Raw genomic sequence first — 12,599 nt, forward strand, 5'->3', positions numbered from 1 at the left:
CAGTCCGGGTGAGCGTCAGGGAAGCCGGCGCAGCCACGGTTCCGTCTTCCACAGCCGTACCGTCATGTCCTGGCTGGTGGTGGCGAGGAGGTCGCCGGCCGGGCTGAACGCCATGCCGTAGACCGGGCCGTTGTGGCCCCGCAGCGTGTCGAGGTGCACCAGTGCTCCGGCGGGCGTGTAGGCCCAGACGTGGACCTCCTGCGCGACGTCGAGGGAATTGACGGCGACGAGGCGGGCGGTGGGGCTGAGGGCCACACTGTCGGCGGTGACCGACCGGGGCCACCGGGCGCGGGACCACACCCCTGACCGGCTGTCACGGATGCACAGTTCCGGACGGTAGAGGCCGGCGGTCTCTTCCACGGTCGCTCTGACGAAGGCGAACACGTCGGCGGTCGACCCGTCCGCGAGCCCGTAGTTCTGCTCCTGGGCGTGCCGTGCGCCGGGGACGGCGAACAGCGGGGTGGCCGGGGCATGTGCGGAGACGGCATGCCGCTGTACACGCCCGCTGTTGTCCAGGGTGAGGGGCTCGTTCGTCGCCGGGTCGAAGACGAGACCGGAGAACTGACCGACCGCATGGGCGAGAGGATCCTTCGGGAAGCCGTCGGCGGCTTTCGCGCCCCAGACGCTCAACTCGCTGCCCGTACTCGCCGCGAAGAGATCTCCCCTCGGGGAGAACGCCACGGACGGTGACCAGGACGCGCTGGGGCCGTTCTTCCCGAGCCGCATCTCCCTGCGGCCGGCGGCGTTCCAGATCTCCACCTGGGCGCTGTCACCGATGGCCAGGAGCGGGTGGTGGGGGTGGAAGGCAAGGCTGTAGACGGTCGGCTCCTCCAGCTCCTCGCCCCGGCGGAGCGGCCGCTCGCCACGCGGACGCCTCTCGTGCGCGTAGTCCCACAGCCATACAGTCCCGTCGTCCGCGCCGATGGCGATCCGGGTGTCCCCGGCCGGATGGAAGGCCACGGCGTTCAGGGACACGGACGCCGGGAAGACCTGCGCACTCTCGTCCCGGGCGCCGTTCCCGACGGCCGCCGTCACCGCCGTCGCGCCCCCGGCCGTGAGCACCAGCCGGCGCCGCACCGTACGGCTCGTCGCGGGCGACGGCCCTCCCGTCGGGTACATCGGCCGCCCGGCGAGGGCCTCCTGCAGCCGGACATGGCGGAACTGGTAGACGCCGCCGGACTGCCGGAGCAGTTCGCGGCGCCGGGCGTCGGCGAGAAAGCCGGTGAGCCGGAGCGGTAGCCGGCCCCGGGCCGCGAGGAAGAGCCGGGTGAGGGTGTAGCGGGGCCACGCGCGGGTGAGCAGGAGCAGCAGTGCGAACACGGTCCCGGGCAGCGCCACCGTCAGGCCGACCAGGACGAAGAAGTTGCCGCCGAAGGGATCGACGACCGCCTCCCACTCGCTGTCGGCGAGGAGCGCGACGTCCCTCGTCCCGGGCCAGCCCACCCAGTCGTTGACCACACGGCCGAGCCACGCACCCGAGAACGTCCCGGTGTACCAGCCGAGCAGCCCCGTGGCCGCCACCACGTATCCGGCGAGAGCCGCTCCGGCGAGCGCCGACCTCCGGTCCTCGGCGATCGACCCGCGCGGACTCACCTGTGCCGCGTGGTGCGGGGGCGCGTTGAGCCAGTCGTGCGCCGCCAGTGCCAGCCCCATGACGACCGCGAGGCACACGGCGACCCCGCACATCACGCAGTAGCTCTCGACGGCGTCGAAGGACCCCGGACCGTCGCCCTCGCCCAGCGCGGTGGCGCCGGCGACGACGAGGAGCACGGGAGCCGCGGCGAAAGCGGTGAGTTTGACGCCCGCGCCGAACCCGCGGCGCAGCCGGCCCAGTGATCCCCGGACGGTGAACGACAGCCGTCCCGGTGTGTTCCCGGGCACGCCGTACCAGACGATCACGGACAGCAGGGCGAAGCCGCCCCCGATGAACCCGGCGATCGCCGGGAAGGCACTTCGCGCGTCGTCGCCGAGCGCCCCGGTGACCACGATCCACCCCAGCGCGCCGATACCGAGCACCAGCCCGGCCACGATCCCCATCGCGGGCGGGAACCACGGTGACAGCAGCCGCTCGCTCATCCGCCACCAGGCGAGGTCCCGTTCGCGGTGGTCGTGGAGGTAGCGGGCGAGGAACGTCAGCCAGGTCCTGGCCTGTGCCGCCGTCCAGCGACCGCCCGGCCGGCCGGTGTCGGGTGCGTACGCGGCGTCGATCAGCTGGTCGGTGAGGTGCTGCTCGACGGCGAACCGGCAGTCGAACCGGGCGCCGTCCAGGAGTTCCGCCGGGTCCCGCCGCAGCCGCTGGTAGACCAGCCGCGCCGAGGTCACCATCAGCGGCGTGGACAGCGCGTCGGCGACCGGGCTGCCGGGTGCGGCGCGCAGCCGGGCGTAGACGGGGGTCCAGTCTGTGCCTTCCGGCCAGTCGACGTCCCGCAGGTAGGAGATCACGTCGTCCGGGCAGACGGGGGAGACCTCGGCCACCGGGGCCTCGCGCAGGGTCGGGGCGCCGCCGCGGATCAGGTCCTCGTACTCGGCCGCCCGGCAGGTCACCACGATCGGGCGGTCCGCTCCGATCGCCGCGTTGATGCCCCGGACGGCGCTGCGCCGCGCCGACTCCGGGATCTCGTCCAGCCCGTCCAGGACGGGCAGCAGCAGCCCGTGGGTGAGCAGGGTGCGGGGGATCTCCGGGCGGCTGCTGTAGTAGGGCAGGGCCAGGGTCCTGGTGATCCAGTCGTCCAGCGGCTCGCGGACCGGGTCCCAGGACGACGCCGGCAGCAGGACCGGCACGGGGCCGCCGGGCTCCCGCGCGGCGAGCAGACCGAGCGTGAGCAGGATCGCCAGCACGCTCTTGCCGGAACCGGGTTCGCCGATGACGACGAGGCGGCGGCCCGGCAGGTGGGCGTATCCGTCCGCGAGTCGGGCGAGCACCTCGTCGAAGCGGCCGTCGAGTCTGCCGTCGAGCCTGAGGCGCAGCAGGCGCGCGCCGGCCGTGCGCGGCAGATGGGCGACGTCCCGGCTGGTGGCCGACCAGGCCAGCGGCAGCACCCGCGGGTCGCGCAGCCCGCGGGCGGTCGCCTCGTCCAGCCACTGTTCCCGGACGACGAGGGCGAGGTCGTCGGCGAGCGCGCCCGGATCCGGCGGGGCCGGCTCGGGACGGAAGAAGTCGGCCAGCGCGAGCAGGAGGCTGACGAGCCCGACGAACAGGCTCCCCACCGTGGCGATCTGGTTCGCGGTGTCCTTGTCGTCGGCGACCAGCATCCACCCGGCGAGCCCCGCGCAGGCGACCGTGGTGGCCAGCAGCAGGACGTCACGGACGAGTCGCCGCCGGGACCGTCGCCTTGCACTCCACGTCACGGCAGCATCGTGGGGCGCCGTGACCGGCGGCGTCCGGGGAGTGGGCCGACATCACCCCAACGGATGGCCGATCAGCATCGCCGGCGCCCCGGCCACCCGGGTCAGGAACACGGTGGCCGCGTTCGGGCCCTGCGGCCGCACCTTCCGGCGCAGTTCCTCCGGTTCGACCGCCGAGCCGCGCTTCTTCACGGTCAGCGTGCCGACCTCGCGCTCGCGCAGCAGGGCCTTCAGCTTCTTGACGTTGAAGGGGAGGTGGTCGGTGATCTCGTAGGCGGAGGCGTACGGCGTGGGCCGCGGCGCGTCGGCGGTGACGTAGGCGATGGTCGGGTCCAGCAGCCCCCCGCCGACCTCCTCGGCCACCTCGGCGACCAGGTGCGCGCGGATCACGGCACCGTCCGGCTCGTACAGGTAGCGCCCCACCGGCCGTACCGCTGGGTCGGGCAGCCCGCGGCCGAGCAGGGTGCGCGGGCCGGGCAGCAGGGTGGCCCGTACGGCGCCCGGCGCCCCGGTCCCGAACCACAGCACCGCCTCCTTCACGTCCCCGCCGTCGGAGATCCACTCGGCCTCGGCCCCGTCCGGGACCACCTCGTGCGGGATGCCCGGGGCGATCTTCAGCGCGGCCCGGGGTGCCTTCAGGGCGGTCTCGACGGCCCAGGACAGCGGTGGCGAGTACGCCTCCGGATCGAAGACCCGGCCCCGCCCGCCCCTGCGCGCGGGGTCCACGAACACCGCGTCGTACCCGGCGGTGTCCACCTCGGTGACGTCGGCCTCCCGCACCTCGATCAGGCCGGTCAGCCCCAGGGCCTCGGTGTTCGCCCGGGCCACCGCCGCCGTCCGCGGGTCCCGGTCCACGGCCAGCACCCGGATCCCGGCCCGCGCCATCGCGATCGCGTCCCCGCCGATCCCGCAGCACAGGTCGGCGACGGAGGTCACCCCCAGTTCCCGCAGCCGCCGGGCCCGGTACGTCGCCACGCTCGCCCGGGTCGACTGCTCGACCCCGTTCGGCGTGAAGAACATCCGCCCGGCGTCCTCGGCTCCGAACTTCGCCACCGCCCGCTGCCGCAGCCGGGCCTGGCCGAGCGCGGCCGAGACCAGATCGGCCGGGTGCTCGCGGCGCAGCCGGGTGGCCACGGCCAGCTCCTGCGCGGGCTCGGTGTCGCGCACCTCGTCGAGGAGGGCGCGGCCTTCGGGGGTGAGGAGCAGTGCGAGGTCGTTCACCGGCTCATTGTGGGCCAGTCGGTGGATGGTTCGCCTCCGGCGGCGGTGTCGGCCGGGGTTGCGGGCCGGGGCCTGGGAGGATCCGGCACCATGCGAGCAGTAGTACAAAATGACAAAAGTCGGGCGCGTCTGCGGCGTCTGGCCCTCGGCGGAGGAGCCGCCGCATGCGCCACCGCCGCCCTGCTCTCCGGCTGTGCCGGACCCGACGCCGTACGCACCGCACCCGGCCGGGGCGGCCCCGCCCAGCCCCAGGACCCGGCGGCGCGCCGGGCCGCCGAACACGCCCGGCTGGCCGCCGCCGCCCGGCGCTGGGGGCTGGACCAGGTCCCGCTGGCCCCTCCGCCGCCGCCCGCGGCCAAGCCGAGGATCACCGCCCGCGACGGATTCGAGGTGGACCACCAGGAGGACTGGGACCTGCCGCCCGTCTTCACCACGGTCCCCACCCGGCACAAGGTCGTCTTCCTGACGATCGACGACGGCGCGGAGAAGGACCCGCGGTTCCTCGCCATGATGCGGGAGCTGAAGATCCCCTACACCGCCTTCCTCAGCAACTACCTGGTGAAGGACGACTACGGCTACTTCCGCAGGATGCGCTCCTACGGCAACACCCTCAACAACCACACGCTGCACCACCCCTACCTGCCGGGCCTGACCTACGAGGAGCAGAAGGACGAGATCTGCGGCATGCAGGCCGTCATGAAGAAGGAGTTCGGCAAGGCGCCCACCGTCTTCCGCCCGCCGTACGGCAACTACAACCAGGACACCTTGGTCGCCGCCAAGGAATGCGGCATCAGGTACGCGCCGATCTGGAACGAGGAGGTCTTCGTCGACCACTGGGAGTACCGCGAGGACGACAAGCGGCTGCGCCCCGGCGACATCGTCCTCACCCACTTCCGCGGCCGGGACGACTGGGACGGCACGATGGTGGACGACATGCGCCGCTTCCTGAACAAGGTCACGCGCGAGGGCTACGCCGTGGCCCGCCTGGAGGACTACCTGTGAGGCGCCTGCGGGGCCCTGCCGCGGTCCTCGCCACGGCCCTGCTCCTCACGGGCTGCGCCCAGTCCGTCGACCCCATCGAACGCCTCGGCAAGAAGGCCGCCGAAGGGGTACGCCCGCACACCACCGCCCCCGGCCGCGCCTACCGGGCCTGGGGCCTGACCCGGCCGCTCGCCCGCTCCCCGGTGCACCCGGCCCGCCCGCTCGCCGACCGCCCGGCGGCCCACGGCCTGCCGCCGGTCCTCGACCACGTCCCCACCCGCGACCCGGTCGTCTTCCTCACCTACGACGACGGCTCCGAGCGCGACCCCCGCTTCGCCGACATGGTCCGCGACCTCCGCCTCCCGGTCACCCTGTTCCTCACCGACAGCGTCGCCGCCCCCGGCTACGGCCACTTCGCCCGGCTGCGCGCGCTCGGCGCCGGCATCGAGAACCACACCGTCGACCACCGGGCGCCGGCCGGACTGCCGTACGCCGGCCAGCGCGCCGGGATCTGCGGCCAGCAGGACCGCCTCCGCGCCCGCCTCGGCGTCCGCGCCCGCCTCTTCCGCCCGCCCTACGGCTCCTACGACCGCACCACCCTGCGTGCGGCGGCCGGCTGCGGCATCTCCGCGCTCGTCCTGTGGCGCGCCGCCCTCACCCCGGCCGGCCTCACCTACACCCACGGCCCCCACCGCCTGCGCCCCGGCGACATCGTCCTGGTGGGCCCGGACGAGTCACCCGGCCCGCCGCTGCGCACCCGCACGGTGCGGGTGCTGAGGGAGGTCCAGGGCAGGGGACTGACGGTGGGGCGCCTCGAGGACTACCTGTGAACCCCCTCCGGGGGAGTTCGAGGACGGGGGCCGCAAGGCCCGACAGCGGGGTCAGGGGGGGCGGCAGCCCCAGCGGGACGACGACCCGTGCCGCACGAATTCGGCCGACGCGCCGCGGGCAATTGGCACTCCGCTTGACCGAGTGCTAATCGCGGTCATAGTCTCGGCTCTGGCACTCCCCCCTGGAGAGTGCCAATAAACGCGACGGGCAGGTCCGGCACCCGCGACGACGGATCCACCTGGTCGCCACCTCAGACAGTTAACCCCGTGAGATCTCCGAAGGGGGAGGTCGGATCGTGACGACCGCCAGCTCCAAGGTTGCCATCAAGCCGCTTGAGGACCGCATCGTGGTCCAGCCGCTGGACGCCGAGCAGACCACGGCCTCTGGCCTGGTCATCCCGGACACCGCGAAGGAGAAGCCCCAGGAGGGCGCCGTCCTCGCCGTGGGCCCGGGCCGGTTCGAGAACGGCGAGCGTCTGCCGCTCGACGTCAAGGTCGGCGACGTCGTCCTCTACAGCAAGTACGGCGGCACCGAGGTGAAGTACAACGGCGACGAGTACCTCGTCCTCTCGGCTCGCGACGTCCTCGCGATCATCGAGAAGTAATCACCTCAAGCGACTCTCTGCTTGAAGCTGCGCCCCTGGCCCCCCGCGATCGATAAGAAGCCGGGCGCCCGGGGCGCGGCGTTTTTCACCCACAGATTTCCGAGAGGGCTCCCGCTGCCATGGCGAAGATCCTGAAGTTCGACGAGGACGCCCGTCGCGCCCTTGAGCGCGGCGTCAACAAGCTTGCCGACACGGTCAAGGTGACGATCGGCCCCAAGGGCCGCAACGTCGTCATCGACAAGAAGTTCGGTGCTCCCACCATCACCAACGACGGTGTCACGATCGCCCGTGAGGTCGAGATCGAGGACCCGTACGAGAACCTCGGCGCGCAGCTGGTGAAGGAGGTGGCGACCAAGACCAACGACATCGCTGGTGACGGCACCACCACCGCCACGGTCCTCGCCCAGGCGCTGGTCCGCGAGGGTCTGAAGAACGTCGCCGCCGGTGCCTCCCCGGCCGCCCTGAAGAAGGGCATCGACGCCGCCGTCAAGGCCGTCTCCGACGACCTGCTGGCCACGGCCCGCCCGATCGACGAGAAGTCCGACATCGCCGCCGTCGCCGCGCTGTCCGCCCAGGACCAGCAGGTCGGCGAGCTGATCGCCGAGGCGATGGACAAGGTCGGCAAGGACGGTGTCATCACCGTCGAGGAGTCCAACACCTTCGGTCTGGAGCTGGACTTCACCGAGGGCATGGCCTTCGACAAGGGCTACCTGTCGCCGTACTTCGTGACGGACCAGGAGCGCATGGAGGCCGTCCTGGAGGACCCGTACATCCTCATCAACCAGGGCAAGATCTCCGCCATCGCCGACCTGCTGCCGCTGCTGGAGAAGGTCATCCAGGCCGGCTCCTCCAAGCCGCTGCTGATCATCGCCGAGGACGTCGAGGGCGAGGCCCTGTCGACCCTGGTCGTCAACAAGATCCGCGGCACCTTCAACGCCGTCGCGGTGAAGGCTCCCGGCTTCGGTGACCGCCGCAAGGCGATGCTGCAGGACATGGCCGTCCTCACCGGCGCCACCGTCATCTCCGAGGAGGTCGGCCTCAAGCTCGACCAGGTCGGCGTCGACGTGCTCGGCTCCGCCCGCCGCGTCACCGTCACCAAGGACGACACCACGATCGTCGACGGCGCCGGCAAGTCCGAGGACGTGCAGGGCCGCGTCGCGCAGATCAAGGCCGAGATCGAGAACACCGACTCCGACTGGGACCGCGAGAAGCTCCAGGAGCGCCTCGCGAAGCTGGCCGGCGGCGTGTGCGTGATCAAGGTCGGCGCCGCCACCGAGGTGGAGCTGAAGGAGAAGAAGCACCGTCTGGAGGACGCCATCTCCGCGACCCGCGCCGCGGTCGAGGAGGGCATCGTCTCCGGTGGTGGCTCCGCCCTGGTCCACGCCTCCAAGGTCCTCGAGGGCAACCTCGACAAGACCGGCGACGAGGCCACCGGTGTCGCGGTCGTCCGCAACGCCGTGGTCGAGCCGCTGCGCTGGATCGGCGAGAACGCCGGCCAGGAGGGCTACGTCATCGTCTCCAAGGTCAAGGACCTGGAGAAGGGGCAGGGCTACAACGCCGCCACCGGCGAGTACGGCGACCTGATCAAGGCCGGCGTCATCGACCCGGTCAAGGTCACCCGCTCCGCCCTGGAGAACGCCGCCTCCATCGCCTCCCTGCTGCTCACGACCGAGACCCTGGTCGTCGAGAAGAAGGAAGAGGAAGAGCCGGCCGCCGCGGGCCACAGCCACGGCCACGCCCACTGAGCCAACCGCTCCTGAGCGAAGGCCCGGTACCCCGGAGAGGGGACCGGGCCTTCGCCCTGTCCGCTCCTCCGGCGTCCGCCGCTGCGGCGTCTACTGCTCCAACTCGTCCAGCGCCCCGAGCTGCTGCATCAGCCCCAGCTGGTCGTGCTGCCACCACATCTCGGCGATCTTGCCGTTGCCGGTGAAGCGGAACAGCGTCATCCCGGTCATGGTGACCTGCCGGCCCGTGGGTGCGATCCCCAGGAAGTCGCCCTGGTGCGTGGCGTTCCAGGTCCACCGCGCGCACGCCCGGTCGCCCTGGGCGAGCACGTCCTCGACCGTGAACGCGAAGTCGAAGGCGCCGCGCCACATCCGGAACTCGGCGCGGACGTTGTCCAGCCCGATGGTGTCCTGCGGGTTCATCGGTTCGTGGCTGTGGATGTCCTCGTCCAGCAGGTCGTTGAGCGGCGGCAGCTCGCCCGCCGTGCACAGCGCCTCGAAGAACCCGCGCACGACCCCCTCGGCCAGGCGCTCGTCCCGGACGACGTCCAGGTCGGTGAACCTCGGCATCTCGTCGCACAGCGCGACCATCTCCCGGAAGATCCGGTCGGTCTCCGGGAGGTTCGAGTTCCGCACCGCCTCCTCGTACGACGGGAACTCCACCACCTCCACGACGTGCGACGTGTCCGAGCGGTCCGTGCCGACCAGCGCGTGCGTCGCCGTCCGCTTCCCCTTGGTCTGCTGGACCCAGTCGTCCATGAGCCGGTTCATCTCGTCCATCCGGCTCGTCCTGCACTCGATGAGCTGTACGAAGGTCATGACACCGCCTCCGGCCCCCCTGGGTCCGGTACCGTCCCGCCCATTTTCCCACCGGGACGGCGGCGTCACCCGTCGCTACTGCGGCCCGTACTTACGCCCCGTCCGGGAGCTGATCCCGCCCAGCAGCCCGCGCGGCGTCACCTTCACCAGCCCCATCAGCGCCTTGTACCGGGGGTCCGGGATGGACAGTGTCCTGCCGCGCGCGAGGTCGGCCAGGGCCGCCGCGACCAGCTTGTCGGCGTCCAGCCACATCCAGCCGGGGATGTTGTCCGTGCCCATCCCGGCCCGCTGGTGGAACTCGGTCCGCACGAACCCCGGGCACAGCGCCATCAGCCGCACCCCGCTGCCCGCCAGGTCCCTCGCCGCGCCCTGGGTGAACTGCACGACCCACGCCTTGGACGCGCCGTACGTGCCGCGCGGGACGAACGCGGCCACCGAGGCGACGTTCACCACCCCGCCCCGGCCGCGCTCGCGCATCGCCTCGGCCGCCGCCGACGTCAGCCGGAGCACCGCCTCGCAGTGCACCTTGAGCATCCGCAGCTCGTCCGCCATCGACACTTCCAGATAGCGGCCCTTGTTGCCGAAGCCGGCGTTGTTGACCAGCAGGTCGACCGGGTTCCTCCGGTCGCCGAGGCGCTCGGCGACCGCCTCGATGCCCTTGTCCTCGGACAGGTCGGCGGTCAGCACCTCCACCTCGATGCCGTGCCGGTCGTGCAGTTCCGTCGCCTGCTCGCGCAGCCGCCCGGTGTCCCGCGCCACCAGGACGAGGTCGTGCCCGTCAGCCGCCAGCCGCCGCGCGAACGCGGCACCGATTCCCGCGGTCGATCCCGTAATCAGAGACGTTGTCATGGCCCAAGGGTAGTGACCCGGACCGACAGCCTCCGCTCCCGCGCGCCCACTCCCCGGCAGCTTTCTGACGGAACGTCAGGCCCCGTGCTCCGCCACGTACTCCCGGGCCCGCGCCAGCGTCTCCGGGTGCAGCGCCTCGCCCGCCGCGAGCAGCCGCGGCAGCAGCTCCCGCTCGGTGGTGACCGCGCGGAACTGCATCGCCGCCGTCACCCCGTGGTCCGGACGGTGCACGATCTCCACCGGATCACCCGCGCGGATCTCACCCGGCTCGATCACCCGGAGGTAGGCACCCGTTGCGCCCTTCTGTGTGAACCTCCTGACCCAGCCGCGTTCGCCCAGATGGCCCTGGAACGTGTTGCACGGAATGCGGCCCGAGGTCACCTCCAGCACCACCTCCGAACCGATCCGCCAGCGCTCGCCGATCAGTGCCCCGGAGACGTCCAGGCCGTCCGTCGTCAGGTTCTCGCCGAAGCAACCGTTGGCCAACGATCTGCCGAGTTCCCGCTCCCACGCGTCGAGGTCCTCGCGGGCGTACGCGTACACCGCCTGGTCGTCCCCGCCGTGGTGGCGCGTGTGGCACACCGCGTCCCCGGCGAGCCCGCTCGCGCCGACCCCCTTGGGGCCCGGCGCCGCCACCCGCACCGGCCCCTCGACCGGGCGCTTGTCGATGCCGGTCAGGCCCTCCGGCTGGCTCGTGTAGGTGACCTGCCGCGGGCTGCCCAGATTGACGGAAAGAAGCTTCATCCCCGCACGGTAAGTGATCGGGTCCCAAAGTGTCGACGCATTATCGGGCACCCGATCCAAGGCTGCCTTATGCTCGACAGGTGATCGAGGCCCGTCATCTCCGCGTCCTGCGCGCCGTCGCCACCACCGGATCCTTCTCCGCGGCGGGGCGCCTGCTGGGCTGCACCCAGCCCGCCGTCAGCCAGCAGATGAAGGCCCTGGAGACCTCCGTGGGCACCCCGCTGCTGGTCCGCACCGGACGCGAGATGCGCCTCACCCAGGCCGGCGAGGCCCTGGTCCGGCACGCCTCCGGCATCCTCGCCGGGCTGACCGCAGCCGAGGAGGAGGTCGCCGCCATCGCCGGCCTGCGCGCGGGCCGGGTCCGGCTGGTCTCCTTCCCCAGCGGCAGCTCCACCCTGGTCCCCACCGCCCTGGCCGCCCTGCGCGCCGCCCACCCCGGCACCCGCGTCTCCCTGGAGGAGGCCGAGCCCCCGCGCTCCGTCGAGCTGCTGCGCGAGGGCGACTGCGACCTGGCCCTGGCCTTCCGCTACGAGGGGGCGGCGGTCGCCGAGGAGTGGGACGACCTCGTCGTACGCCCCCTGCTGACGGACCGGCTGGTCGCCCTGGTGCCCGAGCGGCACCGGCTCGCGCGCGCGGAGGCCGTCGCCATCGGCGAGCTGGCCCAGGAACCCTGGATCGCGGGCTGCCCGCGCTGCCGCGGCCAGCTGATCGAGGTCTGCGAGGGGGCCGGGTTCACCCCGCGCATCGACTTCGCCACCGACGACTACCCGGCCGTGGTCGGCCTGGTCGGCGCGGGCCTCGGGGTCGCCGTACTGCCTCAGCTGGCCGTGGAGTCGGTACGGCCGCGGGGCGTGCGCACGGTACGGCTGGAACCGGCGGTACGGCGGGAGATCGTCGCCCTCACCCTGCCCGACCTGGCACAGGTGCCGGCCGTGTCGGCGACGCTGGAACAACTGGCCCGGGCGGCACGGCCGGCCGGGCGCGCGTAGGGGTACGGCGGCGGGTCCACGTGGGGGTACGGCAGCGGGTACGGCGGCAGAGTCATGGGCACGCGCGCGCGTGCCCGGTAGGGAAGGAAGGGCTGCCCATGCTTGCAGAAACGTTCCTTCAGTGATCTGAGGCGGTGTCCCCGCTGGTGGTCGACGCCGCCACGAGGCGGTTGCGTGCCCGCCCCATCAATTCCTCACGCTCGTCCTCGGTCAGTCCGCCCCAGACCCCGTACGGCTCGCGCACCGCCAGCGCGTGCGCCGCGCACTCCGCACGGACCGGGCACCTCATGCAGACCTCCTTGGCCGAGTTCTCGCGAGCGCTCCGAGCCGCCCCGCGCTCGCCCTCCGGGTGGAAGAAGAGCGAGCTGTCCACCCCGCGGCAGGCAGCCAGCAGCTGCCAGTCCCACAGGTCCGCGTTCGGTCCGGGAAGGCGGGAGAAATCTGCCATTACGTGACCCCTTGTCGCCGTTCTGGGCGGATACGGTGCCAACG

The 12,599-nt window shown here is 72.4% G+C and carries 11 protein-coding genes; 5 read left to right on the forward strand and 6 right to left on the reverse strand.

The features are described from left to right. Nucleotides 1–15: 15 nt before the first annotated feature. Nucleotides 16–3,348 (reverse strand): hypothetical protein, encoded by a 3,333-nt coding sequence (locus tag ACZ4U1_RS22475; protein WP_467905424.1) that lies wholly within the window; start codon nt 3,346–3,348, stop codon nt 16–18. Between the two features lie 51 nt (nt 3,349–3,399). Beyond that, on the reverse strand, nt 3,400–4,566 hold the full coding sequence (locus ACZ4U1_RS22480; protein WP_467905426.1) for a class I SAM-dependent methyltransferase: 1,167 nt from the start codon (nt 4,564–4,566) through the stop codon (nt 3,400–3,402). Between the two features lie 90 nt (nt 4,567–4,656). Between ACZ4U1_RS22480 and ACZ4U1_RS22485 the strand changes: the two genes are divergently transcribed. From ACZ4U1_RS22485 to groL, 4 genes are all read left to right on the forward strand, one after another. Continuing rightward, the gene (locus tag ACZ4U1_RS22485; RefSeq protein WP_467905428.1) at nt 4,657–5,568 is read left to right on the forward strand and encodes a polysaccharide deacetylase family protein; all 912 of its coding nucleotides are present in this window, start codon (nt 4,657–4,659) and stop codon (nt 5,566–5,568) included. Beyond that, nucleotides 5,565–6,377 (forward strand): polysaccharide deacetylase family protein, encoded by an 813-nt coding sequence (locus tag ACZ4U1_RS22490; RefSeq protein ID WP_467905429.1) that lies wholly within the window; start codon nt 5,565–5,567, stop codon nt 6,375–6,377. The genes ACZ4U1_RS22485 and ACZ4U1_RS22490 overlap by 4 nt, the downstream gene beginning before the upstream one ends. A 296-nt stretch (nt 6,378–6,673) precedes the next feature. After that, nucleotides 6,674–6,982 (forward strand): co-chaperone GroES, encoded by a 309-nt coding sequence (gene groES / locus ACZ4U1_RS22495; RefSeq protein WP_004955293.1) that lies wholly within the window; start codon nt 6,674–6,676, stop codon nt 6,980–6,982. Nucleotides 6,983–7,101: 119 nt separating this feature from the next. Beyond that, complete coding sequence (gene groL, locus ACZ4U1_RS22500; protein WP_467905430.1) at nt 7,102–8,727, forward strand: chaperonin GroEL; 1,626 nt, start codon at nt 7,102–7,104, stop codon at nt 8,725–8,727. A gap of 90 nt (nt 8,728–8,817) precedes the next feature. Here groL and ACZ4U1_RS22505 read toward each other — a convergent pair whose 3' ends face one another. From ACZ4U1_RS22505 to ACZ4U1_RS22515, 3 genes are all read right to left on the reverse strand, one after another. Further along, nucleotides 8,818–9,525 carry an ester cyclase gene (locus tag ACZ4U1_RS22505; protein ID WP_467905431.1) on the reverse strand — a complete coding sequence of 236 codons (708 nt, stop codon included), beginning with the start codon at nt 9,523–9,525 and terminating at the stop codon, nt 8,818–8,820. Nucleotides 9,526–9,600: 75 nt separating this feature from the next. Further along, nucleotides 9,601–10,374, reverse strand: coding sequence for an SDR family NAD(P)-dependent oxidoreductase (locus ACZ4U1_RS22510; RefSeq protein WP_467905432.1), 774 nt, complete (start codon nt 10,372–10,374; stop codon nt 9,601–9,603). Nucleotides 10,375–10,449: 75 nt separating this feature from the next. Next, nucleotides 10,450–11,118: an MOSC domain-containing protein gene (locus tag ACZ4U1_RS22515; protein WP_467905433.1), complete on the reverse strand. Its 669-nt coding sequence runs from the start codon at nt 11,116–11,118 to the stop codon at nt 10,450–10,452. A gap of 80 nt (nt 11,119–11,198) precedes the next feature. Between ACZ4U1_RS22515 and ACZ4U1_RS22520 the strand changes: the two genes are divergently transcribed. Continuing rightward, on the forward strand, nt 11,199–12,107 hold the full coding sequence (locus tag ACZ4U1_RS22520; RefSeq protein ID WP_467905435.1) for a LysR family transcriptional regulator: 909 nt from the start codon (nt 11,199–11,201) through the stop codon (nt 12,105–12,107). 118 nt (nt 12,108–12,225) lie between these two features. Here ACZ4U1_RS22520 and ACZ4U1_RS22525 read toward each other — a convergent pair whose 3' ends face one another. After that, complete coding sequence (locus ACZ4U1_RS22525; protein ID WP_030641276.1) at nt 12,226–12,555, reverse strand: WhiB family transcriptional regulator; 330 nt, start codon at nt 12,553–12,555, stop codon at nt 12,226–12,228. Between the last annotated feature and the right edge of the window lie 44 nt (nt 12,556–12,599).

The organism is Streptomyces sp. NPDC028928 (assembly GCF_055564915.1).

What these genes read in the sequence shown, in the direction of transcription:
- ACZ4U1_RS22485 (WP_467905428.1), top strand. Translation starts at nt 4,657, where the DNA reads ATGCGAGCAGTAGTACAAAATGACAAAAGTCGGGCGCGTCTGCGGCGT.
- groL (WP_467905430.1), top strand. Translation starts at nt 7,102, where the DNA reads ATGGCGAAGATCCTGAAGTTCGACGAGGACGCCCGTCGCGCCCTTGAG.
- ACZ4U1_RS22505 (WP_467905431.1), bottom strand. Translation starts at nt 9,525, where the DNA reads ATGACCTTCGTACAGCTCATCGAGTGCAGGACGAGCCGGATGGACGAG.
- ACZ4U1_RS22510 (WP_467905432.1), bottom strand. Translation starts at nt 10,374, where the DNA reads ATGACAACGTCTCTGATTACGGGATCGACCGCGGGAATCGGTGCCGCG.
- ACZ4U1_RS22515 (WP_467905433.1), bottom strand. Translation starts at nt 11,118, where the DNA reads ATGAAGCTTCTTTCCGTCAATCTGGGCAGCCCGCGGCAGGTCACCTAC.
- ACZ4U1_RS22525 (WP_030641276.1), bottom strand. Translation starts at nt 12,555, where the DNA reads ATGGCAGATTTCTCCCGCCTTCCCGGACCGAACGCGGACCTGTGGGAC.